Source organism: Gelidibacter sp. (genome assembly GCF_039916245.1).
Classification (GTDB): Bacteria; Bacteroidota; Bacteroidia; order Flavobacteriales; family Flavobacteriaceae; genus Gelidibacter.
The window spans coordinates 1-24,296 of sequence record NZ_JBDSLS010000162.1; the positions used below are offsets into that span (position 1 = coordinate 1).

Genomic DNA, 24,296 nt, shown 5'->3' on the forward strand with positions numbered 1-24,296 from the left:
CAATAGGATTGACGATGGCATCATAAACGAGTTCCCCTTGTATATCCGTATAAGTTGAACTTCCCGGAACTTTAAATTTCACCTTATTAATAGCTGATCTGCTTCCGCTTTGCAATGTGGCTCCCCAATATAAGCCAGCGTAAGCAACTCTATAACATGTAGTGGCGCTCCCATTCTTATATGGCGGCACCTGAACGTCAGCACTACTCGAACTAAATGTAGATCCATCACTATCAATGTCTATGTATTGCATTGATATATCTTGATTGTCTTTAGTAATAAGGTGAAAAGGCTGATTGTCTTTACCGAGAATACTATTACCTATTACAAGCATATTCCCTCTTACCTCGATATTTTTTCTTACGGAAAAAGGTTTATAGGTTTGAGAAATGGCAGTGTTGCACAATGTTAGAAACAGAAATGCAATCAGGAGGTTAAACAATGTAGGTTTTATCATGATTTTGGTAGATATAAGTTCGTCTTCTTCAGGGGCATTGTTAAAAACGAAGGGGCGTTTAGTTTTTCTTAGTTCTCTATTTTAATTATTGACATTTGACCGTTATAAGGATGGTTTCCTTTAGTTTTCAGTGTTTCCATTGCTGCTGCAACGCTGTCATCTTTTTTATAGTAGATGAAATATTTACTGGTATGGACATCATAAAAGAAATCGATATTAGATTGACCCGCGGCAACAGCTTTGGTTATAAACTCATCTCTTTTTGCCACATCCGTATGCACCGCGATCACGGCGTAATAGCCATCTTCAACATTGTCCACATTCTTAATAATCTGAATGTTACCTCCCTGCTTTTCGCCAAAGTCAAAATCTTGTGCCTTTAATGGAACTGGACTCAATGTTGTGCGCTGTTTTATTAACCTTAGCGTTGCTCTGTCTTGCAGATATCGGTCGCCTTCGCTGGTATAAACAGCCCGTTTGATTCTTCGTTTTCTTTCAAACTCAGTTTCTTCGTCGATTTTCTTTAATGATGTAGATAATTGCGCTCTGGTTTCGATTGCTTTTGACTGCGCTGCTTTTAAAGATTGCAGTGTGCTCTGGTAATATAAAGTGACCTCGTCATTTACAAGTGTTGGTATCTTAATGCGTTCTTTATATAAGTTATCCAATTCCTTAATGCGCTCATTATTGGTTTTTATAATATTATCCAAATCTCCACGAATGACTGCAAGCTTATTATTTTCCTCAGTGATACTTTTGAATGCTTTTGGAGCACTAAAAATACCTTGTTCACTTAAATCATTTTCTTCTTTTAAATCTTGAAGATCTTTTTCCTTACCTGCAACTACTGCATTGAATTTCGCCAACAATTCATCTTGCGTGATTTTTGAGGCCTCAGCAGAATCTCCAACTGATTTCATGGAGATTCCAATGGCGTCTGTTGGCGTATTAAGGGTTTTAACTTCAGTATCAGTTTTAGCTTTCTCTTGTGCTGCTAATTTATCTTTCACTTCTTGGTCAGCTTTGGCTTTTGCCTCTGCAGCTAATTTCGCGCTGGCTTCCGCTTTAGCAAGGGCATCGGCTTTGGCTTTCTCTTGAGCCGCTAAATTGTCTTTCGCTTCTTGGTCAGCTTTGGCTTTGGCTTCCGCAGCCAATTTGGCGCTGGCTTCGGCTTTAGCAAGGGCATCGGCTTTGACTTTTTCTTGAGCCGCTAATTTATCTATGGCTTCTTGGTCAGCTTTGGCTTTGGCTTCTGCAGCCAATTTCGCGCTGGCTTCCGCTTTGGCAAGGGCATCGGCTTTGGCTTTCTCTTGTGCTGCTAATTTATCTTTCGCTTCTTGGTCAGCTTTGGCTTTTGCTTCTGCAGCTAATTTCGCAATGGCTTCCGCATTACCAAGGGCATCGGCTTTGGCTTTCTCTTGAGCTGCTAATTTGTCTTTCGCTTCTTGGTCAGCTTTGGCTTTGGCTTCTGCAGCTAATTTCGCAATGGCTTCCGCTTTACCAAGGGCATCGGCTTTGGCTTTTGCATCGGCAGCTGATTTATCTTTGGCTTCCTGATCGGCTTTTGCTTTTGCATCTGCGGTTAACGTATTGTTTTCTTCAGCTTTTGCTCTGGCTAGTGCATTTGCTCTCTCCAAGGCCGGGAACTTTTCTTTGGCTTCTTGATCAGCCTTAGCTTTTGCTTCCTTAGCTAATTTGAGCTTTTCTTCTAATTTAGCTTTAGCGTCAGCTCTGGCTTTTTCTTGAACCGCCAATCTTTCTTTTGCGGCGGCCGCTCGTGCTTCAATTCGTGCTTTACTTTGAATAGCTAGCTCCTCTTGTGCTATTCTCGTTTTTTCATCCCTAACTTGGGCTGTCTCTCTATCTTTAGAAGCTTTTTCTTTTGCTCTTTCTTTTATTTCTTCTCGTTTTGCTCCTGCTTCGGCCGCTAACTGTGCTCGCGTTGCGGCATCCATTTTTGGTTGGCTGGACGCTAAAACACGTTTAGTATCGGTAGAGAAAATAGAACCTATTTCGTCATCATCATGGTACTTATAATTGGCATTGCTTTTGAACTTATAAGCCAGCGTAATGTCATGGGAAGATCCAAAATTGGTCATATCGCCCATGGCTTTTTCGAAATTATATTCTATGGCAATTTGTTCGGTAAGATTGAGTCCCAAACCAGCAGATCCTCCGTAGAGTGAATTGAATCCTACTTGAGCCCAAATACCTTTTGGAGAGGTAATCATCGCAATACCTGAAATTGTGGTCATCTCTTTTCCGAATTCAGATCTTACCAATCCTGAAAATTTGGCATCGTTAAAAAAGCCTCGGCCATTCATATAGCCGGTATACATGACATGGGCTTGAATACTTTGGCGTGGATCACCCTGAATCAGCTCAGAAGACTGTACATTATATAGGACGAGATTATTTATGGAGACTCCAAAATCCATAAATAGGGTACCATAGTTGATCCCTGGATTAGCCGTAAGAAGCAGGTGCGACGGAATATTATTTAATGAAGGATCAGCAAAATTAGTGATCACTTTCCCGGTATTGAGGCCGCTTTTATAAACGCCTAAATTGACACCAAAAGTTAAATTGTTATCGCGCGTTAATTGAGCATTATAAGCAAAGTTTAAAATCCCACCAAAAGTGGTCAGCACGCCATAATCCTGTTGGAACAAACCAAGTCCCGCACCTATGTTTTCGGCAAACCTGCCGGAATATCCTAATAAATACGTTTGAGGGGCATCATCAAATTGAACCCATTCCCTTTTATTGAAAGCACTAATATATTTATTTTGCTCGCGCACAAAACTAAAGGTGGGATTGACAATATATCTGTTAAAAGTTAAAGAGGTTCTGACAGGAAGAGCGAGCGAGACAATCCCATCGTCTTCTTGCGCATAAAACAGTTGTACTGAACAAAAACAGATTAATGTCAACACCACTGTTTTTAATTGACGATTTCGCATATTTTTCCTAATGGACACCTGATACCTTCCTGAGAGACCTTCTTTTATCTGCGTGATATATAGGAAAAATTGCTTCATGGTTATCTAACTACGGTGATGGATCCTTTTTTAGTTTGACCTTCTTGGGTGGTGATGATATAATAAAACACTTGGTTGATACTGCTTAATTCCAGTTGGTTCTGAGGCCAATTGTTCATATACGCCGTAGTTTGGAACACCACCCTACCTTGATTGTTCATAATGAGGACTTCGGTTTGGGTGCCGTTCACATATTTTGTTGGAATGACCCAAGTGTCATTGATGCCATCCCCGTTCGGACTAATGAGATTGGGGATTTTGTCGACCTGTGGGAAAGGCTCGATGGTTTTACTAATAGAAAAAGTAAATTCTTCAGAAACCTTACAGCCTAATGTTTGGGAAACAATCACCTTATAGGCGCCAAAAGCAGCGGCCTCATATGTTGCAGCCGTAGCTCCCGGAATAATAGTACCATTCAGGGACCATTCAAATTTCGGATTTTTGGCAGTGGTTGTAACCGTTGCTGTTAAGGATTCTCCCGAGTCCATCGTATTTTGTTCACTGACGTTGATGGAACTTTCAAAACCTTCGCTTGTCAAATTTATAGAACCTGAGGCTGAACAACTTCCCAAATCCACCTTTACCGAATAAGTGCCAGAGGCATTGGTTTGATACAATTGATTGGTTGCGCCAGCTATGGCAGTTCCGTTTTTGAACCATTGGTAACTTGCCCCAGCCATGGTACTTAAAGTAGTCATTCCGTTTTCTGAACAAAACGGATTTCCTAAGCTCGAAACCACGGTGGCATCCGTGTCTCCAGTGGCGACTTCACTAATTTCAACGCGGTTTGAATATGAATTTGAGGTACAGGTTCCATAATTGGTTTTAACAAAATATTTGCCAGGTTGTTTTACAGATAATGTAGCGCCATCTCCTACGAATACAGTAGTTGTAGGACTGGTTTCTCTATACCATTTATAGGTAAGTGATGGATAATTTAATGGGGAGTCATTTGTTCCCGTGCCCGGATTGTCAATAGTCAGTAAATAACTGCCACCCGTACAAAAAGCGCCTTTAGAAACTAAATTATTGATGGTAAATGGGCTGTCCTGAAGTTTGTAATAGGCTGCAAAAGCAGCAGAACTTGAGCTCGTTGCGGCTGGCGCTGTACTTTTTACTCTCAGTCTGTAGCCTTCTCCCGCTGTGGTTTTTGGCACTGGAAAAGTTAAAGTCGCTGGCGATTTGGTTACAGCTCCCGGCTGTGAGGTATAAACAACGGTGGCATTTGAAAAATTCCCCGTGGCATCCGACATTTCAATCCGAAACTGGTTGGTCGCCATAAGTTCAGCTTCTGGAGTAAATACAAATGTGACATTATAAGTGTTAAAGGTTTCACTCGCACAAGCGCGGGTAAATCCTAAATTAGGTGTACCAATAACTATCTGGGCGCTTGTTTGTCCGGATATCAAAAGAACAAAAACGCCAAGTACAAAAAATAATCTAGTTAGAGTAGTAGTTTTATGCATTCACAGTTGATTAATTATTCTCCATTTTAGGGAATTTCATACTCTTTGCAGAAAGAATGCCTTTTAAAATTCAAAACCACTGTTTTATTTACCAGGAAAACCTTCCAGAACTCTGGCAAGTATTACATTGGAAACTGTGTTAAAGATTTTGGGCATCACTTCGTGCAAGTTTAAGTTTTATGGTTTAGTCTTCAATCTCAATAGCATTTGAGGCTATGATCTTATTGATGCGCAGCCTAAAATCTGGTCGTCTTGAACTGTTTTTTACATCAATAAAAGTCTCGGCATCCGAACCTTTTGAATAGACATTAAAAAAGGATCTGTTGCCATACCAATTTTCTAAATCGGCGTTATTGGAATCGTGTTCTGTAAAAATGTTTCCTTTGCAATTATTGAAATACATATCACTGAATTTCATAAGGTCCAGGTTCTGAGCATTGATTTGAACATTTTTATCGATAATAACTGCCGGATTAAAGCCTGAGATCACACTTTTACTAATATCTAAAGCAGCATTCTCAGCGATATATAAAGCTTCTCTTACCAATCCTACTTTAATATCAGAGTCTAAATTTTCGCTGACATTAATTAAGGTCAAGTTTTCTGCCTTTACAGAAGTGCTTTTCTTACTAAAGTCCACTTCTTCTTTTTTATCATAGGACGCCACATACATACAACGTGACCCATTGGATCCAGATACATAAGGGGATCTAATGGCTAAAGAGTTTCTAATGTTACACTGGGTACCAAAATTGAATTCGTAGTCGTTGCTCTTGGATCTAAAGGATACCACTTTTTCTAAATTGACCACACCACCAATAATGTTAAAGGAATTGCCATCAGAATAGCTTACCATAACATTTTCAATTAGGGTTTTGCTTCCAACACCCGCAAGAGTTAAAGAATTAAAATAGCCAAAGTCTTTGGTACGCTTTCCGGCAAATTCAATTCTCACATATTTTAGAACACCAGAATTGCTTTGTGGATTTGATCCGCCATAACTGATATTATTAAAAGAAGAAGGTTGTAATCCGTAATTTACTGAAGATGCATTGCCGAATTTATTGATAGGCGCATCCCCAAGAATAAAAATGCCGCCCCAGTCGCCTTCTTTCTTTACACTTCTATTGGATGTAAAAATGATGGGATCGGTTTCCTCGCCTTCAGCCATAATTTTGGAACCTTTTGAAATGATCAGCGTTCCATTGGTTTTAAAGTCACCAATAATAACGGTACCTGGCTCAATGGTCAGGGTTGTACTGTCGGTTACAAAAACATTACCCAATAAGAGGTAAGTATCTCTCTTAGTTAATTTAGTGTCTTGAGTTATATTACCGCTTAATATTTGGGTTGGCTCACCATGTTCAATATGGTTAGGCTTAAATTCGGTCCAATTATTTAACCAGTTATTCTTCCCAATTATCCCCTTTTCTTGTTGTGCAAAACTACTGCCAACAACCAAAAGTAATAAACATATGGTTTGAGTAAGATTTTTCATAAGTCGTATAATTAGTAATAAATTTAGATTTCCTTAACTATTTGATTCAAACGTAGGGATAAACCCTATGAAATACAAATAAAGTCGATGAAATACATTAATTATTTTTTCTTGTAAGCGCTTTCTTTCAAATTAAAATTAAATCAGCTGAAATGAACTAGCATAGTGTTCAACGACTCCTTTGCTAAAAACTCGTTAACCGCAGATACCAATAAAAAATCCCAGATATTACTCTGGGATTTTAAGGCCGATTTAACAAAATAAAAATAATTTGATTTTTTAATGGAACCCATTTAATATTTATTGAATTCACTATAGGTATGAAGAGACTTCAAGGTTTCCTCATAAAATAAAATGGCAGAAATTAAGTTGGATTTGTCAGAATATGGCAAAACCTTATCTTGAAATGACATGGTGCTTTCAAAATAAGTGTTGACGGCTTTAACGTTTTCTTCTAATGCTTTCCTGTTGTCTTTGGTGTCGGGAATTCCCAAAGAGGTCATTGTAACTCCTGGTTTGGTAGCAAAAGCAATATTAGGTAAGATTTTAACTATAACTTCTATGCGTTCATTATAAAGGGTCAAAAGATTTCCTTTTGGAAGGGTTTCCAATTCAGAGCGGTCGTGATACTTGGATATAGATACTTTTCCAGTGATAATACTTTGAGGGTCCTTTTGTGCAAAACCAAAGCTCGTAATCAGCAAAAAAGCCATACTAAGTATAGTAAGTTTAGTTTTCATAATTGATATTTAGGGGTTTACTATGGCAAATTTATGTAATTAAACGAAAAAAACAAGCGTTTTATCGATTAATTGTATTTTTTTTAGATAAAAATGATACAATTCATTGAAATATAGTTTAATCATTATAAACAAACGATTGCGCATTAAGATTTCACCCTCACTTTTTAGCCTGTAATTATCAATTTAATATAATCATGTCCTCCAGTGTAAGGGATGCTTTACTCTATTATTTGGCTTACTTTTGCAGACGTTTATGGATTCACTGACACAAATTATATTAGGAGCCGCGGTGGGCGAAGCGGTTTTAGGAAAAAAAATCGGCAATAAGGCCATGTTATATGGTGCCATTGCGGGAACCATTCCCGATTTAGACATCTTTTCATCCTATTTCACCGATACCGTATCGGCTTTAGAAATTCATCGCGGCATTACACATTCCATACTATTTTCTGTGCTTTTTGCTCCTGTTTGCGCCTGGTTAGTGACGCGCTATGAAACCTACAAGGATATTAAGCCATGGTCTTGGTTGTTTTTTTTAGGTTTTATAACCCATTCATTATTGGATGCACACACCAGTTGGGGCACAGAAATATTATGGCCAATCAAAATACAATTCGCTTTTAAAACTATTTTTGTCATCGACCCTCTGTACACCTTTCCATTTCTGGTGTTTTTAATTTTGGCGATGTTCCAAAAAAAAACGTCGCGAAAAAGACGGCTGTACAATAATATAGGCTTGATGGTTAGCACAAGCTATTTAGCATTGACATTTCTTTTAAAATGGACAGCGTTTACAAAATTTGAATCTGCCTTAAAAGAGCAACACATTATCTATAAGCAAATAGAAACGAGACCATCTCCTATGAATACCATTCTTTGGAGTGCGAATATTGAAACCGAAAATGCTTATTTATTAGGCAATTATTCCTTTTTTGACACCCAACCCATCACTTTCGAAGCCTACCCTAAAAATCATGAGCTCTTGGGAAATCTTGCAGAAAATGAAAAAGTACAGCGTATGATCACTATTTCTGAAGGCTGGTATACAATTATGAAGATGGACGATCAACTCCTTTATAATGATCTCCGATTTGGTTTATTAAGTATGGAAAAAGGCGCACAAAATTTTGTGTTTCAATATGAAATTATTACTGATGCTGATGGAACGGTCCAATTTATAGAACAGAAAAAAGACAAACGCGATGGTAAAAAAATGATGGTTGACTTATGGACTCGCATTAAAGGCAATTAAGGAGGTTTCGGCAGATCGATCGATGTGACAGTTTAATCTTAAAAATATAAATCAAGCCTAAATTTCGTGTGTTTAAAATCGTTTTAAAATGGAAGTTGATCATTAATGACTTCAGAACAACCACAAAAAACACACGCTAATTAAACCCTTTAAATCAATAGATTATAACTAAAAATCCTCTCTGGATTTTATTTCATATCTGTATTATTTGTATTTTAGATACGAATTTTTTTGAGATATGAAAAAGATGGTCCTCTCAATTGTGCTAGTGCTCATTATTTTGATTGTGGGTGCCGCCTCCTATGTAAAATTTGTACTACCACAAATTCCGCTTTTATCTGATATTAAGGTTGATGTTACCCCTGAAAGGATCAAACGAGGAGAATATTTGACAAATCATGTGACCTTATGTATGGATTGTCATTCCACAAGGGATTGGAGCAAATTTTCCGGTCCTTTGACTCCGGGAACCTTAGGCAGAGGCGGAGAATATTTTGATGAAAAAGTAGACATGCCAGGACATTTCTATTCCAAAAACATTACACCATTCTCCTTGGAAAACTGGACGGATGCTGAGATTTTCAGAGCAATCACAAGTGGCGAAAACAAAGATGGCATAGCACTCTTCCCCTTGATGCCCTATTTATATTATGGCACAATGGACAAGGAAGATATATATGATATCATTGCGTATATCCGAAGTCTACCGTCAATAGACAGTCAAATTCCTAAGCGCTCACTAAATTTTCCCATGAATTTCATAGTGAATACCTTTCCAAAAAAAGCTCAACTCTCCATCAAACCCTCCAAAAGTGACACCATCCGCTATGGCGCCTATTTAACAAACGCTTCAGCCTGTATCGAATGCCACACCCAGGTAAAAAAAGGTCAAATTATTCCAGAGCTTGCATTTGCGGGTGGACGTGAATTTCTTGGACCAAATGGGATATCGATTTCCGCAAACATTACACCAGATACGAATACTGGCATCGGAAAATGGTCAGCAGCAAATTTTGTCCAACGCTTTAAAGCCTATCAAAATCTCGATAGTCTGCCTATCATGGACAAAAACGAGATAAATACCGTCATGCCTTGGTATATGTTTTCTGGGATGGAAGAGTCAGATTTGATCGCTATCTATAAATATCTACATACTTTAAAACCAATTGAACATAGCGTCAATCATTTCAAACCTCTTGACGAAACAGCACAAGTCAAATAATTTACAGCATTAAGATTTGAAAGTGCACCTGATCAAAAGCCTTTGATCTAAACAATACCCATAAAAATTCTTTATCAAGACTGGAATAAACGAACCTTCACTAAAGAAAACTTTGAACCTTTCGGAGCCTTCCTTTCCATAACAAATCCAATTTCAATTTCTTAATACCCCTTATTATTATAAATTTACCATTCCTAATATTTTTATGATATGAAAATCCTCCACACGTCCGACTGGCATATTGGAAAACAACTTCACAAATTCGATTTAAACGAAGATCTGGACTTGTTTTTCGAATGGCTGATTGCTTATATTACCTCTGAAAACATTGACGTGTTATTAGTTTCGGGAGATATATTTGATCAAGCAAATCCGTCGCAAGCTGCTTATAAGCAGTATTATGATGTGTTGAAACAGCTGATTAATTTGGATTGTAAAATCATTTTAACGGGAGGAAACCACGATTCTGCTTCAGTTTTAAATGCACCTGCTGAACTATTGAAAGCCTTTAATATTAGTGTCATTGGCGGCGCAACCGACGACTTAACCGACATGTTTATAAGGATAGAAAAGAATAACGAAAAATTAGTGGTGGCCGCCATCCCCTTTTTAAAAGATCGGGATATCCGAAAATCCGTTGCTGGCGAATCTTATGCCACCAAAATCGAACAGATCAAATCTGGATTACAATCTTATTTCTCAGAAATCAACAGCCATTATAAGGAGCATCATTCCGACGGCGTTTTTATGGTAATGGGTCATTTATATGTGCAGGGCAGTGAACTTTCAGAAAGCGAGCGCGATATCCAAATCGGAAATCAAGCGGGTGTTGACGCACATATGTTTGAGGGCGTCCCACATTATGTCGCATTAGGACATATCCATAAACCACAAGTAATTTCCGTTGAACAAAACATCCATTATTGCGGCTCCCCTATTCCGTTGAGTTTTTCGGAGAAAGAGGACAGTAAACAAATCAACGTTATTACGGTGCAAAACAATCAGATTTCTCAAGTGGAGATCGTTCCCATTCCTAAACATCGAAACCTGATCACTTTTGAAGGGAATCTTCAGGAAGTGGAAGATAAAATAAAGGCCTATTCCGAAGGCACCACTTTGATGTCGTTGGCCGAAATAATCGTAAATGAAGCTGCTGAAAGTATAGAGAAACTTCAAAATTTTGAAGAACTTATCAATTCCAGCTCCAATCCACATCTTAAAATTGTTAAGTCTCGGCTTAATTTCAAAAGCAAAATCCGCGGTGCCAGCGATGCATTCGCCGTAGGAACTGATGTCGCCGACGTTACGCCGATGCAAATGTTTGAAAAGAAACTCGAACTGCAAAGTGGCTTGGAAAACACTGAAGAACTCAAGAATGCCTTTCGCGAAATATTAGAAGAATTAAACCTATAGTTTATGAAAATTTTAAAAATCAGATTTGAAAACATTCATTCTCTAAAAGGTCAGCATGAAGTAGATTTCGGAAATGGACCGTTGGCCGAAGCAGGCTTATTTGCCATTACAGGCCCCACAGGTTCAGGGAAATCCACCTTACTCGACGTGATCACTTTGGCGCTTTACAATCGTATTGCCAGAGTCGACAAACCGGTTAGCAATTCCATGTTGGATGACGATGGCGGCGTGATGACCCGCAATATGAAGCATTGTTTTGCTGAAGTGGAATATCGTGTGAATGGCAAAGACTACCGTTCACATTGGTCCATAGAACGCAATAGAAACAATAATTTAAACGCCCGCAAACAAGAATTGGTGGAAGTGTCCACAGGTCATATTCTTGAATCTGGCACTAAAACACCCGACAAAAATCTGGAGATTATCGGATTGAGCTATGATCAATTTGTAAAAGCCATGGTGTTATCGCAAGGCGAATTCAGCAAACTACTACAAGCCCCTCGTAATGAGCGCAATCAATTACTGGAAGACATTACTGGTGCTCGATCGTATAGAGACATTGGAAAAGCAGTATTTTTTCGCTATAAATCCATTCAAAAAGATATCGACTTAAAAGAAGCTGGACTTGAAAGCATCGAACTTTTGTCGCCCGAACTCATTGCCGAAAAGAAAGCGGAAATAAAATTATTGACCGAAACAAAACCGAAAATAGAAAAGGCCTATCAGACGGCTTCTGATAAAATAAAAACCCGGGAAGAATTACAGATTAAGGAAAAGGAATGGAAAACTCTAGACGATGAAAAATTAAGCTACACCAGCGATTTCAACGTTTTTGAGCCTTATAAAACAAAGCTGGATACCCACGAAAAACTTTCAAAATACGGCGTTCACTTGAGAGATTTTGATGCTGTAAACAAAGAAGTGGACAATCTTAAAGAACAACTAAAACAACTTCAAACATCCAAATCAGAAGCTGTAACTCATCAGAAAACCTATTTGGAGACCGTTTCAACATTGATTAAGGAGAATGTCGATATCACGTCGGCCAACTTAAAATTGGACGCTTTCCGAAGCAAGATTGTCGCGCTTGAATCTGAAGAAAAAAAGAAGAAGGACGAAGCGACTCTTCATCAAACGCAGCTTCAAAATTATGTGCGACATATAAACACCTTAGGCTATCAATTGCCGAAAGCTGAATACATCGAAACCTTTCAACCGCAATTTGAAGCCTTGCAAAAAACAGTTCAGGAAGCCATCAAAATTTCTGGAATAAATTCATTGGAGCAATTGGAGGCTACATTAGCCAGCAATCGTGAATTAAACGAAAAAGCGGGCGATTTTCTAATGAAAAAAGAAAATGCTTTAAAATTTAAAACAACACTCGAAAGTCATACCACAAACCTAAAATCGGCCGAAGAAAGTTTAAAGGCAGACCTTAAAAAGATAGCGGTTATGGAAACCGAATTGGTCGCCTTAAAAAAGGAAGTCCAAACTCTCGAAACGAATTTGGAGCAACAACGAAAGCACCAAAGCCTGGAGGATCAGCGACTGCTATTAACTCCGGAGCAGCCTTGTCCGCTCTGTGGCTCTTTGGATCATCCCTATGCGTTGAACGCACCTCATTTTGATGCCAAAGCCGAATTATTGAAAGAAAAAAAGGATGCGCTTGAAACCAAATCCAGCTTTGTCATCACTTTAGGCGAAAAAAACAAATTCCAAGAACGTGAAATAATCCGTCTGAAATCGGAGATTCAAACTACCACAACCGACGCTACTAACAACCACAAATTACTTACTGAGCTTGCAGCCCAACTCCAATGGAATCCAGAAGAAACTTTGGAGCTTCTTCAACATCGACGCAGCGAATTAAACAAAAGCATTCAGCAAGTAGAACACTCTAAAAAAGCATTCCAAGCACATTCAGTTTTAAACGACGCCACGGAGGTTTTAGAACATTGGCAAGGGGCTTTAAAAATCTATGCCGCTAAAAAGAAAGAACGCATTGCGCTTTATGAACAAGATGACATCAATCAAAAATCAAATGAATTAGCGACTAAAATCAGTCATTCTATCGCTACAATTGCTTCCGTTGAAAAGCAAATTAAGGATAATGATTCAAGGTTAAAATCCAGTACAAATGATCTTGCGACAAAGAAGCAGGAACTCGATAATATTCTTTTAAAAGAAGACCTAGAACATCTTGAGCTACTAAGAAAATCGATTCTTTCTGAAGATGTGGCCAGCCGAATTCGCAAACAAGAAAGCGTCCTAAATGAAAGAAAAACACGGATTTCAGAAAAAGAAACCGCCCTTCATAAAATTTTAAAAGAACTGAAAGAGAAAGACGACGACAAGCTTTCCTTTGAAGTTTTGACATCCTTATTTGAAACCTCAAAAACGGAAAGGGAAACGCTTTTGGTCAATTTAGGCAAAATCACGCAACGTTTGGACGATGATACCAAAGCCCGTGAACGCCAACAAAAAGTGCTGGAAATATTGCATTTAATGAAAAAGGATTTGGCGCTTTGGAAAACCATGAATGATTTGGTAGGCGACGCCACGGGAAATAAATTTTCAAATTTCGTTCAGGATTTAACCTTGGAGCAGCTGATCGGTTTTGCCAACAAACGCTTATCAGAATTTAGCGATCGCTACTTGCTGGACATTCCTACCGCTGAGGAAGCCGAAAAAAGTGACACGCTCAAAATTTTTGACAGCTATATGGGAAATGCACGGCGCTCAGTAAAAACATTATCTGGCGGAGAAACGTTTTTGGTCAGCTTGGCGATGGCCTTTGCGCTATCTGACATTGCCTCTCGAAATGTAAAAATCGAATCCTTATTTATCGATGAAGGTTTTGGCACCTTAGACCCGGAAACCTTGGATCAAGCCATTACGATTCTTGAAAAAATGCAGAATGAAGGCGATAAATCCGTCGGTGTTATTTCTCATGTCAGCGCCCTTAAAGAACGGATTACGACCCAAATTAAACTCGAAAAAGGCAGTTTGGGCTATTCTACGCTCGATGTGGTGCGATAAATTCATTTGGAGATTAACAGCGTTGAGAAACAAAAAAAGGAAGTCCCATTGATTTCCTTTTTTTGGAAATTCAAAACTGAGTTACCAATGCGTTCATATTGCAAAAACTCTGGTATTTATTGCTTTTTTTGCTGCTCCAGAAACATCTCTTTTCTGTTGTCCCGATTAGGATCGTAGGTTTTGTACATCTCTCCCATTTGTGACAAATATTTTTCAGGATTAACCGCGCCACGGTGGCACATCACACAGTTTACCACGTGTACTTGCTTCGGTTTTGGTTCAGGAAAATGCGGTTGAAAATAAAGTGCATTAAGATCATTGGTCATTTTGACCATGCCTCTTGCTATTTCTTTTTCAATTTTCTCGTCACTGGCAAAATCCAGTTTTGTAGGATCAGTTTTACTCGGTACATGACAATGCGTACATTTTACACCAAGAGACAAGGCGTAGTTTTTCATCAAATAATCCAAACTATCCTTTGAAATATTTTGAGGAAGGACTTTGAGATTTTCCCAACGGGTTTGTGCAACATATCTTTCAGTAGTTGCACTGTCAGATTTAAAAGCATACAATCCCAACACCACTATCAAGATTCCAACAGTGGAAAAAAACGGGAATAGTTTTTTCTTTAATTCCATAAAGCCCTTGTTTTAAGTTAATTGCAACATTAAGGTATGAAAAAATAAGGTTAGATTAAATATAAATTAACAAGTTCTTCTTTCTAACTAACCTTCTCACCATGTTATCTTAGTCTTTATAGATTAAAAATGATTGTTGTCTGATTAAAGTTGTGTTGATGTACTAAGAGTAGTGATTAATAAAGGTCTTTCAATGTTTTTGATCCTCAAGCTCCTTAATTTCGAGGTTTTTTGAAAACTATTGCTAAAACATCATAACCCATTCTAATTATGAATTTCACAGTCCTTATTTTCAATTAATTACGTGTTAAGTCTTTGTTCTTGGTTCTATCAGCGAAGCGGCGGTTACTGAGCTTGTCGAAGTGTCTTAATTCTTTTCCGGACAATAGTTTTTTATAATCTGAATTTTAAAAATATGTGAGCGGGATTGAAAGTTCTGAGTTGATTTTATAAAAAACTTTTAGAGTATAAGAATGCCATTTCTATCAAAATAAAACTCTCCAGTTTTAAATTTAATTCTATTTCTTATTATAATTCTTCAAAGCTTAGCTCCTCATTACTATTAATTTATAAAAAAAATAACTCAACCTTTAACCGGATTATCGTATCTTTAAAAATACTGCTTTACTTTTTAATTTATGATCCAAAATTTGATCAAAAATCAAAACAGATGGACCTGATTAAAAAAAATTAAAAAGTCATTTTCTAAAACCTTTGTTATGCCTATTTACATGGATCGCCATGATGTTTCAGATGAAGTAACGGCTGAAATTGTGGCAAACTTACATCAACAAGATTTAAAAATACAGCATAATTTCAACTGTAAAGGACTAACGTATTGGTTTGATGACAAACGAAAAATCGCGTTTTGCTTAATTGAAGCACCTGATAAATCTGCGATTTCAGAAATGCATAATCATGCCCATGGTGCCGTTCCAAATAAGGTCATTGAAGTAGATACTTCGGTAGTAGAATCTTTTTTAGGACGTATAGAAGATCCGAAAAAAACAAAAAAAAAAGTATTAAATATCATTAACGATCCTGCTTTCAGGACCATTATGGTTGCAACAATAGAACAGACGATACTAAATGGTGTTGAAGGAAAACAAACAAAGGCAACCATCAACAATCAATACACTTCCATTATTCAAACTACAGGCAAACACAATGGAAGCCTCGTCAGAAATAGTTGGGATCACCTTTTAGTTTCGTTTGATTCGGTCACAAATGCAGTGATATGTGCTTTGGATATTCAAAAAACATTCAAACAAGCTCTAAAACTCAAACACCATACACATTTAAAATTGCACATTGGTATAAGTGCTGGAGGTCCTGTCAGTGAAAAAGAGGGCATTTTTGAAGATACCATCCAATTGGCTAAACGTTTATGTGATGTTGTTCAAGGCGAAATCGTAATATCATCTGAGGTCAAAGATTTATATGAAAGTGAAAATCTAAATATTTCGATCAACAAAAAACATATTAACGTACTTGATTCAAACGACCAAAAATTCCTTAATTCCTTAATGAATTACACAGAAAAAGAATGGTCTAATCCTAATTTAAATGTCGAAAAATTCAGTCAACACTTAGGATATAGCAAGTCGCAGGTTTATCGAAAGATAACTTCAATAACTGGACAGCCCCAAAATCAATTTTTAAAGCAATATCGATTAAATCAAGCGTTAAAGTTATTACATAAAAAAAATAATAATATTTCTCAAGTCGCCTTTGAAACGGGATTTAATACGCCTGCCTATTTCTCAAAATGTTTTCAGGAAACCTATGGCATCCTGCCTTCACATTATTTGAAATCCTATTGCTGTTAATTTTCAAATCTGATTAGGACTCGAAATCATATGTATTCGTAAAATCACGATTTTGGATAAGCTTTATGTCTTATAAATGAGCTGAAAATCGCATTTATTGAACTAAATGTAGACTTTAATTTACCTAACTTTTTCTACTTTTAATAGGTAAGTCAAAGATTTGTGATTATAAACAGATCAACTTAACACCATGTTAACCGCCCCTTATTTTAAATGAATGTAGTTATGGCAGTAAAAACTGCATATTATTAATTTCCATTAAATCAATTTAAAATGAAAATCGCAAAAGAGAATATCGAAATAAAACTGGAAATACCAGGCGCAATTATTCGTCAGAAAAATGGATTTGGAGATTCTACTGGTTATGGAAAAATTAGCGCTGAATATTTCAGTCTATCTGCAGGAGTAGATACATCACCTATTTTTATTGGTCTTGAAGGCAACTCGTGCCAGTGTCCACACTGGGGATTTTTATTGAGTGGTCAAATTACTACAACCAGCTCAGAAAACATTCAGGAAACAATTAACAAGAACGATTTATTTTTCATGCAGCCAGGACACAACGTTAAGGTAAATGAAGATGCCGAAATCATTATGTTCAGTCCAGAACATGAACATACCATAGTTATCAATCATATGATTGATAAAACTAAAAATTAAATCGATAAAAGTCCACATTGATTTAGTTACCATTTAAAACCTATCAAAATGACGGCTTCAAAAACAAATTCTGTAAAAGACCTCAATCCTGCCATCATCAAAAAATTCGCTGCAGACTTTAGAGGAAAAATAGTATTGCCGAACGATGTGATTTTTGATGAAACTCGAAAGGTATTCAACGCAATGATAGACAAACATCCAGGAATGTTTGCGATATGTAAAGAGGCTTCGGAGGTTACGGCAGCCATCAATTTTGCAAGAGAAAACAACTTATTAGTGGCCATTAGAGGCGGCGGACATAACGGAGGTGGCTTGGGATTATGCGACGATGGTTTGGTCATTGACCTTTCAGGAATAAAATTTGTCAAGGTCAATACCGCTGATAATACCGTGAAAGTTGGTGGCGGCAATATTTGGAGGGAAGTTGATCAGGTTACTCATAGCTTTGGCTTGGCTATTCCTTCTGGTATTATTTCTACAACCGGCGTTGGTGGTCTTACACTTGGCGGTGGTGTAGGTTATTTGGCTCGAAAACATGGACTCACGATCGATAACCTGCTGGAAGCTGAAATGGTTTTGGCAGACGGCTCTATGGTCACTGTAAATGCGAAGCAGAACACTGATTTGTTTTGGGCCATTCGAGGTGGTGGTGGCAATTTTGGAATTGTGACTTCGTTTAAATTTCAAGCGCATCCACTAACAAGCGTGTATGGAGGGCCAATGTTATGGCCTATTGAAAAAACCGAAGAAATCATGGCATGGTATCATGATTTCCTCCAAAAGGCTCCGGACGAATTAAATGGATTCTTCGCAACCTTAATTATCCCTGGCCCTCCATTTCCAGAGCATTTACATTTCAAAAAATTCTGCGGTATCGTATGGTGTTATTCTGGAAATTTAAACCATGTAAAAGAAGTGTTTGCGCCCATTTTGGCAATGAATCCCTTATTTGAAAATCTGGGAGAAATGCCTTACCCAGCCATGCAAACATTGTTTGACGGACTTTATCCTCCAGGTTTGCAATGGTATTGGCGTGCCGATTTTTTTAATGAATTAGGCGCAGAATTAAGAAAACAGCATTTAACGTTTGGCTATAAAATACCAACGTTACTATCCCAAATGCATCTATATCCCATCAACGGCGCTGCATCCAGAGTTAAAAAAGATGAAACCGCATGGGCCTATCGAGATGCAAACTATGCTGGAGTAATTGTAGGGGTTGATCCAGATTCTGCAAATAAAACTCAAATCACGACATGGTGTAAAGACTATTGGAAAGCCTTACATCCATATTCTTCAGGAGGTGCCTATTCCAATTTTATGATGGATGAAGGCCAAGCGCGCATCGAAGCAAGCTATAAGCATAACTATAAACGTTTGTCTGAAATAAAAAAAGTCTATGATCCTCATAATTTTTTCAGTGTGAATCAAAACATCCTGCCAAATTAAATATTGAACTTAACGAATTAGTCCTGCTCAACGGGATGACTGCAGTTGATGAACACCGAAAAGGTTATCATGGTCAGCTGTCGCCCAATATTCCTCCTATTGCCGAGATATTGAAGGCCAATAACTACAGCACTTATTTATCTGGAAAATGGCATTTAAGGCTTGACAATTCTTATAAATCGGAAGTGCTAAAACCAAATGGAAGCTGGCCTTTTCAACTTGGGTTGGACCAATCCTATGCATAGCGCAGCGAGATGTTATAAAGTGAATGGTTTGGTAAGAAATGATACTATTATTTACACTTTTCCATTATTATTCTATATTCTAAGAGCAAAAACTCAAGCTGATATCAGTTAGGCTTCCAATCCAAAATTCCATTTCTTGTCATTCCATGTATGAGTTAATGTATTGTATAACTCAAAATTAATTAATGGATATCATTGGACCAAAATTTGATTTTATCATACTAAATAAAAAGGTTTATGTTACTATAAGCCTTGTTTTTTGAAGATTTTGGCTTAATTCATCAAAATCGGCATCGGATAAGCCATGGACCACCGTCAAAATTTTTCTCGAAATTCACGGTTGACATATCATCTTTATTCACTTTTTCAATGAACTTATATCAAAGCAATCGCTCTGTATTTCATTCATATTGTGCATAATAATCTTTAACAGCAATTTCTTCGTCGTCCATTGTTGCACCTTTAGCTTCGAAAACAACCCTTGAATAGACCACTAATAACTGACATATTTAAAAGCTATCTTCACAATCTGATAAAAGTCATTTTATGCCTAACCGTAAATCCTTAATTTTACTTTTATAAGGAAAGCCCTATTATTTATTCCAAACAATCAAATCAAAACCACATGAGACATCATATTTTATTACCTACAGATTTTTCAGAAAACGCATGGAGCGCTGTTCTTTATGCCTTAAAACTATATAACAATAAGCCTTGTACGTTTTACTTTTTACACGCTTGGACTTTTGTAAATACAGGATCCCGAACCTATATTACCCCAGATTATATCGATAAACTGATGGACACTTCCAGAGCGCAGCTAGCTGCCCTGAAAGAGCGCGCTATAAGGGAAAGCACCAATAGTGAGCATGAGTTTAAAACCATTTTCACTACCGATTCATTGATAGATTCTATTATATATGCCGTCGGAAAACAAAAGATAGACCTGTTAGTGATGGGAACAAAAGGTGCGACAGGTGCTAAAGAATTTCTTTGGGGAAGTAATTCTGTATCCGTGATCAATAAGGTTAAACTTTGTCCCGTCATGTTAGTGCCTGATAATTACGAATTTGAAACTCCGAATCAACTGGGCTTTCCAACGGATTTTAATAGACTTTATGGCGAAGAATTATTGGCCATAAAAAAATTAGCCGCTTTATATCATTCTGCCATTAACATCCTTCATATTAACGGCATGGATAAACTGACCGATACACAACGCAATAATTTTGATATCCTAAAAGAGTATTTAAAAAATGATCCACATACTTTTTATTGGAAATCAGATTATGCCAAAAAAGCGCAAGCCATCAAGGATTTCATCAAGGAAAACAAGATTAATATTCTAACCATGATTAATTATGAGCATAGTTTTATTGAGAAATTAACCAAAGAGCCTGTTATAAATAAAATGGGATTTCATTCCCAAATTCCATTTGTGGTCATCCCACGTATTGAACGATAGCGTTTACTCCAAATAATCTTCCAAGATTAAAATATCGTTTTATAACAGTCAAAAAAAAAATGGTGTACCTTTTCTGCACACCATTTTTAGATTTAAACTTAGGTCATTTAAACTTTTTGTTTATCATTTTCTTTAGGAATATTACCATAAATGATATTTAGTTGAAACCAACTTGCATTGGTTGTATCAAATCTATTTAGTAGTGAGCGATAGCTGTCCATCCAAGCGTTTGTCCGTTCAATTGCATATCCTTTTTTTATATATTTCTTGGTCAAAATATTCGTCCCTACCATTATTCCCATTGCGCTTGTTGAAACACACATTGGCCTTGATTTCTTTTTTCTCATAAGAGTTTCTGAAATCTTTTGAGTCAAACCCAGCACCTGCGTTCAGGAACAAGCCTTCCACGGTTATAATGGCCTGTTCGAGTGTTGAAGTGACCACCTCGCACTGTACCTCTATGGCGTAAAGGTCGTTATGGTTTCATGCCTCTTCATGATTATTGCTAACTTACTCTAAAATAAGTTCATGTCTGATCACACGATATAAAACGCCTACTGACTTTGCTTTTTCTCATCTCGTAAGATGTGCAGCACCACCATCATTTATTCAGGAGCGCTTAAAAAGCTTGAGTTAGTAGGCGTTGTAACAGGATATCAAATCTACCTTAAAATATACCTAAACGTACACTTGGTGTGTTTACAATAACTCTAGTAGAGGTTGTCGTATGTCTTGGTTGTCTATCGTAATAATAGCCTTTGTAATGGTAGTGGTAAAACGAAGCATGGTAATAGAAATCATCACTATGGTGACAGTGCTGGTTGCAACGCTCATAATGTGCTGCATATGCCTGTTTCTTGTTTCTAATATAAGCCTTATAGGCCTTTTTGTTTTTTCGCTTTAGTTCTTTTTCATAAGCATTTTGCTCTTTCCAAAACTTCTCTTCTTCAGCTTTAGTCTTTGCACTAAATTCTAATTCAAATTTCGCGTCTTCTGCGGCTCTTTTTTCATAGTAAGAACGGTTATCAATATGGGCTTCATTGGACGATTCTATAGTTTGCGCAGTGATGGCATTTGATATACTGAAAATAACTAATAGCGCTGAAATTTTTAAGGTCTTCATGATTTTGATGTTTTAAAATTTATAGTTTATAATTGCTTTCAATAATAAGACACGACTAAAAGGTTTTACCCTACGACAATTCAATAAAAAATTAAAATTAACGTAAATATTGGATGACACCGGAACAACGATCATGATGAAAACCACTATTTAAATCACTAAAAATCAATCCCTAATGCAAATTGCCATACGCGGTTTTTAGGGCTTCCTTCATCATAGATACTCCCCATTCCTAAATGATATCTTACACCTAAACTTATTCCTGAATCAGATTTAAATCCTGTTCCAAAATTAAATCCCCAATCAAACCTTTGTGGATCAAACTCCTGTGAGGTATCAAAGAGCCCGAAATTGCTATCAAACTCTTCTTTATGGGAAATCGCCAAACCTACTTGAGGGCCTGCCTCTAAAAAGAAATGACTTACAGGATAAATTTTCAGCATCAAAGGAAGGTTCAAATAATCCAATTTTTGGGTAAATGTGCCGCCATTATCCTTGAGCTCATACCCTTGTTGGGAATACATCAATTCAATCTGAATGGCAACAGCACCAGATACAAAGGATTCTCCATAAAATCCTACAAAAAAACCATGGCGCTGCCCCGTTTCTGATACATCATCAAAACTTACAGCGGCCAAATTATAGCCTAATTTCAACCCGGCGTTAGAGGCGTTTGATTTATCCAATGAAATATTTTCTTGGGCGCCCCCTTGAAATGCAAGACTTAGCGCGAGGATTAATGTGATATAAAGTGTTTTCATTTTAAATGATTTAAATTATTTGGTTTATAAATTTTATTTGCCGCCATTAGTTCTCAAATCAGCTATACAATTGGCATCAAATTTTGGTGCAGTACTCTTGTTCACCATATTGAAAATACCTGCCCCCGAAGAGGACTTCCAATACATCAAACAATTTTCTTCTTCACAATGTTTTGAATGTGTGTCATCTTCATGATTAACTTGCATTGGACTTCCTAAATTGGTTAGCCCCAAAATATGTCCAAATTCATGGGTCAAAACTGTAGTTTCAAGCAAAGATCGACTGGGCTTGAAAGGACTATTTGTGAAGTTTGATATGGTTTCCTGGAAAATCACAAAGGAAGTATTCCAATATGCTGTGCCCAGAACAACGGTTTCAGCTGCTTCAGAATCTTTGTCAGATTTCCCGTCAGAAAAGTAGGCCCATACTGCAATTCTATTTTTGGTATTATAATGTTTTCGATGCTTTTTCTCTATTTCAGAAATATCCTGAATACTATACTTTGTTTGATTTGGTGAAGGAATTGCACGTTTTTCGATGATAATGCCGCCAGGTTTGTGGACACGCTGTTCTAAAAATGATTTCAAATTAATTATGGAAGTTTGAGAAGGCTCAAAACCTTCAACATAGACCACTTCTATAATCATATTGGTAAACGTAACGTCCGATAGAAGATCATTGGCAGAGCTACCTGTGGCTTTTCTATTTGCCGCCTGATTGACACTATTTTCTACATTGATTAAATCATCGGCTTTTGAGCAAGCGCCGCAGATGATAATTCCTAACACAAGTAATAATTGTTTGTACTTCATTTATGTTTTTTTTAAATTATTTTAAAAACAGCTGCCTTAAAATGACAGCTGTTTTTTTTACATAACATTAGTTACAAATACCGTTCTAATATTAGATTTGTGATAATACTAGGGTAATTGCGGCATTTGTTTTGCTTTGCAATGAAATTGATGATTGCGAATAGCTCTTAACTTTCCAAGACTCATTAAGCAGTTCAAAGGCTGCATTACCGGAGAATTTTATGTCTAAAAAGACGTCCACTTCTGATGCTACTGCGTAAGTACCTTGAACAGTTGAGTTTACTGTATGCTTAGCGGTTAAGGTTAAATCATTTGCAAAATCAATGGTGTAATTTGCATAGTTATTTGCCGTATTCGCTCCTGCAATTATAAAGGAGTTCACCTTAAACTTACCATTGACTAAAATTGTTTCAAGCTTTTTGGCATCCTGCTTAGCTTTATCCTTTTCTACTTCTGTGGCTGTACATTCCGAAATATAAGATTGGAAATCCAAATCACTAGTAATTTCAACCTTTGTACTGCCTTCTCCTTTAACTATTGCTTTTATTGGATATTTTATTGCAAACAGAGACTTATCATCAAAATTGTTCATGTACGTATATAGCTGTTGTTTTGAATCAATAACTACACTACCTGTCTGTTCTGCCTTTAAATCATAGGTTAAAATAGTTATTGGCATTTCAATTTCCAAACAGTTGATGGCAGCTTGTGCTTGATCTTCTGCTTTTTTACAAGCGTTCATTAAAGCATCATATTCTATTTGGTTCGCCACCGTAACCTCATTATAATTGCTCATCTTAACTCTTAATGGGAATTGAAATCGGATCCTATCGTCGTCATTCGTAAAACGTCCTAAAATATTTAAAACAAGTTGATAATCTGCTTGACTTATAAGGGTGACCTTTGTATCATTAATTGTTGCAGTTACTGGTAATAAGATGGAGGAACATGACATCCCGTCTAAAAAATCATCAAAACTACCATCATACATTGCTGAACGCTCTAATTTATTTGCCGTAGCAGAAGTTGAGGAATTGGTATTTGGATTCTCACTATTATTGACATCTATTTCATCTTGACATGAGGTTAGACTTATAAAGGATAGTCCTAGGATTGCGATTAAAGATTTGAAGGTTTTCATAATTTACATTTTTTTGGTTACACTTTTTTATTTAATGTTTG

General features: G+C 37.1%; 19 protein-coding genes and 1 pseudogene. 9 read left to right on the top strand and 11 right to left on the bottom strand.

The window, feature by feature from the left end; genetic code table 11:
- The 5 genes and pseudogenes from ABIQ28_RS08650 to ABIQ28_RS08670 all read right to left on the bottom strand — a co-directional run.
- A pseudogene (locus tag ABIQ28_RS08650) lies at window positions 1-253 on the bottom strand (adhesin); the annotation flags it as partial.
- A 272-nt stretch (window positions 254-525) separates the two neighbouring features.
- Window positions 526-3,393: a PorP/SprF family type IX secretion system membrane protein gene (locus ABIQ28_RS08655; RefSeq protein ID WP_348036516.1), complete on the bottom strand. Its 2,868-nt coding sequence runs from the start codon at window positions 3,391-3,393 to the stop codon at window positions 526-528.
- 107 nt (window positions 3,394-3,500) lie between these two features.
- Window positions 3,501-4,964: a gliding motility-associated C-terminal domain-containing protein gene (locus ABIQ28_RS08660; protein WP_348036489.1), complete on the bottom strand. Its 1,464-nt coding sequence runs from the start codon at window positions 4,962-4,964 to the stop codon at window positions 3,501-3,503.
- Between the two features lie 184 nt (window positions 4,965-5,148).
- The gene (locus ABIQ28_RS08665) at window positions 5,149-6,462 is read right to left on the bottom strand and encodes a hypothetical protein (RefSeq protein ID WP_348036490.1); all 1,314 of its coding nucleotides are present in this window, start codon (window positions 6,460-6,462) and stop codon (window positions 5,149-5,151) included.
- A 293-nt stretch (window positions 6,463-6,755) separates the two neighbouring features.
- Window positions 6,756-7,202, bottom strand: a complete 447-nt coding sequence (locus tag ABIQ28_RS08670) for a hypothetical protein (protein ID WP_348036491.1) — start codon at window positions 7,200-7,202, stop codon at window positions 6,756-6,758.
- Window positions 7,203-7,458: 256 nt separating this feature from the next.
- On the opposite strand from ABIQ28_RS08670, the gene ABIQ28_RS08675 reads away from it, so the two are divergent.
- The 4 genes from ABIQ28_RS08675 (at window position 7,459) to ABIQ28_RS08690 (ending at window position 14,131) form a co-directional block, all read left to right on the top strand.
- Window positions 7,459-8,457 (top strand): metal-dependent hydrolase, encoded by a 999-nt coding sequence (locus ABIQ28_RS08675; protein WP_348036492.1) that lies wholly within the window; start codon window positions 7,459-7,461, stop codon window positions 8,455-8,457.
- 238 nt (window positions 8,458-8,695) lie between these two features.
- Window positions 8,696-9,679: a cytochrome C gene (locus ABIQ28_RS08680; RefSeq protein ID WP_348036493.1), complete on the top strand. Its 984-nt coding sequence runs from the start codon at window positions 8,696-8,698 to the stop codon at window positions 9,677-9,679.
- Between the two features lie 210 nt (window positions 9,680-9,889).
- Window positions 9,890-11,092 (top strand): exonuclease subunit SbcD, encoded by a 1,203-nt coding sequence (gene sbcD / locus ABIQ28_RS08685; protein ID WP_348036494.1) that lies wholly within the window; start codon window positions 9,890-9,892, stop codon window positions 11,090-11,092.
- 3 nt (window positions 11,093-11,095) lie between these two features.
- The gene (locus ABIQ28_RS08690) at window positions 11,096-14,131 is read left to right on the top strand and encodes an AAA family ATPase (protein WP_348036495.1); all 3,036 of its coding nucleotides are present in this window, start codon (window positions 11,096-11,098) and stop codon (window positions 14,129-14,131) included.
- Window positions 14,132-14,247: 116 nt separating this feature from the next.
- On the opposite strand, the gene ABIQ28_RS08695 is transcribed toward ABIQ28_RS08690, so the two are convergent.
- Entirely contained in the window at window positions 14,248-14,769 is a 522-nt protein-coding gene (locus tag ABIQ28_RS08695; protein WP_348036496.1) for a c-type cytochrome, read from the bottom strand.
- A gap of 719 nt (window positions 14,770-15,488) precedes the next feature.
- Here ABIQ28_RS08695 and ABIQ28_RS08700 point away from each other — a divergent pair.
- From ABIQ28_RS08700 to ABIQ28_RS08720, 5 genes are all read left to right on the top strand, one after another.
- Window positions 15,489-16,598, top strand: a complete 1,110-nt coding sequence (locus ABIQ28_RS08700) for a nickel-binding protein (RefSeq protein WP_348036497.1) — start codon at window positions 15,489-15,491, stop codon at window positions 16,596-16,598.
- Window positions 16,599-16,871: 273 nt separating this feature from the next.
- Window positions 16,872-17,258, top strand: a complete 387-nt coding sequence (locus ABIQ28_RS08705; protein ID WP_348036498.1) for a cupin domain-containing protein — start codon at window positions 16,872-16,874, stop codon at window positions 17,256-17,258.
- A gap of 48 nt (window positions 17,259-17,306) precedes the next feature.
- Window positions 17,307-18,707, top strand: coding sequence for an FAD-binding protein (locus ABIQ28_RS08710; RefSeq protein WP_348036499.1), 1,401 nt, complete (start codon window positions 17,307-17,309; stop codon window positions 18,705-18,707).
- A gap of 35 nt (window positions 18,708-18,742) precedes the next feature.
- Window positions 18,743-18,952 carry a hypothetical protein gene (locus tag ABIQ28_RS08715; protein ID WP_348036500.1) on the top strand — a complete coding sequence of 70 codons (210 nt, stop codon included), beginning with the start codon at window positions 18,743-18,745 and terminating at the stop codon, window positions 18,950-18,952.
- A 625-nt stretch (window positions 18,953-19,577) separates the two neighbouring features.
- Entirely contained in the window at window positions 19,578-20,417 is an 840-nt protein-coding gene (locus ABIQ28_RS08720; protein WP_348036501.1) for a universal stress protein, read from the top strand.
- Between the two features lie 107 nt (window positions 20,418-20,524).
- On the opposite strand, the gene ABIQ28_RS08725 is transcribed toward ABIQ28_RS08720, so the two are convergent.
- The 5 genes from ABIQ28_RS08725 to ABIQ28_RS08745 form a co-directional block, all read right to left on the bottom strand.
- Window positions 20,525-20,764: a hypothetical protein gene (locus tag ABIQ28_RS08725; protein WP_348036502.1), complete on the bottom strand. Its 240-nt coding sequence runs from the start codon at window positions 20,762-20,764 to the stop codon at window positions 20,525-20,527.
- A 320-nt stretch (window positions 20,765-21,084) separates the two neighbouring features.
- Entirely contained in the window at window positions 21,085-21,540 is a 456-nt protein-coding gene (locus ABIQ28_RS08730) for a hypothetical protein (RefSeq protein WP_348036503.1), read from the bottom strand.
- Between the two features lie 158 nt (window positions 21,541-21,698).
- A complete protein-coding gene (locus ABIQ28_RS08735; RefSeq protein WP_348036504.1) occupies window positions 21,699-22,301 on the bottom strand; it encodes a porin family protein in 603 nt (200 codons plus the stop codon).
- Window positions 22,302-22,334: 33 nt separating this feature from the next.
- Complete coding sequence (locus tag ABIQ28_RS08740) at window positions 22,335-23,114, bottom strand: membrane metalloprotease (RefSeq protein ID WP_348036505.1); 780 nt, start codon at window positions 23,112-23,114, stop codon at window positions 22,335-22,337.
- Window positions 23,115-23,205: 91 nt separating this feature from the next.
- The gene (locus ABIQ28_RS08745) at window positions 23,206-24,255 is read right to left on the bottom strand and encodes a hypothetical protein (RefSeq protein WP_348036506.1); all 1,050 of its coding nucleotides are present in this window, start codon (window positions 24,253-24,255) and stop codon (window positions 23,206-23,208) included.
- Window positions 24,256-24,296 lie beyond the last annotated feature (41 nt).

Excerpts from the sequence above, each read along its gene's own strand:
- ABIQ28_RS08660 (WP_348036489.1), bottom strand. The coding sequence starts at position 4,964 with ATGCATAAAACTACTACTCTAACTAGATTATTTTTTGTACTTGGCGTT.
- ABIQ28_RS08665 (WP_348036490.1), bottom strand. The coding sequence starts at position 6,462 with ATGAAAAATCTTACTCAAACCATATGTTTATTACTTTTGGTTGTTGGC.
- ABIQ28_RS08670 (WP_348036491.1), bottom strand. The coding sequence starts at position 7,202 with ATGAAAACTAAACTTACTATACTTAGTATGGCTTTTTTGCTGATTACG.
- ABIQ28_RS08675 (WP_348036492.1), top strand. The coding sequence starts at position 7,459 with ATGGATTCACTGACACAAATTATATTAGGAGCCGCGGTGGGCGAAGCG.
- ABIQ28_RS08680 (WP_348036493.1), top strand. The coding sequence starts at position 8,696 with ATGAAAAAGATGGTCCTCTCAATTGTGCTAGTGCTCATTATTTTGATT.
- sbcD (WP_348036494.1), top strand. The coding sequence starts at position 9,890 with ATGAAAATCCTCCACACGTCCGACTGGCATATTGGAAAACAACTTCAC.
- ABIQ28_RS08690 (WP_348036495.1), top strand. The coding sequence starts at position 11,096 with ATGAAAATTTTAAAAATCAGATTTGAAAACATTCATTCTCTAAAAGGT.
- ABIQ28_RS08695 (WP_348036496.1), bottom strand. The coding sequence starts at position 14,769 with ATGGAATTAAAGAAAAAACTATTCCCGTTTTTTTCCACTGTTGGAATC.
- ABIQ28_RS08700 (WP_348036497.1), top strand. The coding sequence starts at position 15,489 with ATGCCTATTTACATGGATCGCCATGATGTTTCAGATGAAGTAACGGCT.
- ABIQ28_RS08705 (WP_348036498.1), top strand. The coding sequence starts at position 16,872 with ATGAAAATCGCAAAAGAGAATATCGAAATAAAACTGGAAATACCAGGC.
- ABIQ28_RS08710 (WP_348036499.1), top strand. The coding sequence starts at position 17,307 with ATGACGGCTTCAAAAACAAATTCTGTAAAAGACCTCAATCCTGCCATC.
- ABIQ28_RS08715 (WP_348036500.1), top strand. The coding sequence starts at position 18,743 with ATGACTGCAGTTGATGAACACCGAAAAGGTTATCATGGTCAGCTGTCG.
- ABIQ28_RS08720 (WP_348036501.1), top strand. The coding sequence starts at position 19,578 with ATGAGACATCATATTTTATTACCTACAGATTTTTCAGAAAACGCATGG.
- ABIQ28_RS08725 (WP_348036502.1), bottom strand. The coding sequence starts at position 20,764 with ATGAGAAAAAAGAAATCAAGGCCAATGTGTGTTTCAACAAGCGCAATG.
- ABIQ28_RS08730 (WP_348036503.1), bottom strand. The coding sequence starts at position 21,540 with ATGAAGACCTTAAAAATTTCAGCGCTATTAGTTATTTTCAGTATATCA.
- ABIQ28_RS08735 (WP_348036504.1), bottom strand. The coding sequence starts at position 22,301 with ATGAAAACACTTTATATCACATTAATCCTCGCGCTAAGTCTTGCATTT.
- ABIQ28_RS08740 (WP_348036505.1), bottom strand. The coding sequence starts at position 23,114 with ATGAAGTACAAACAATTATTACTTGTGTTAGGAATTATCATCTGCGGC.
- ABIQ28_RS08745 (WP_348036506.1), bottom strand. The coding sequence starts at position 24,255 with ATGAAAACCTTCAAATCTTTAATCGCAATCCTAGGACTATCCTTTATA.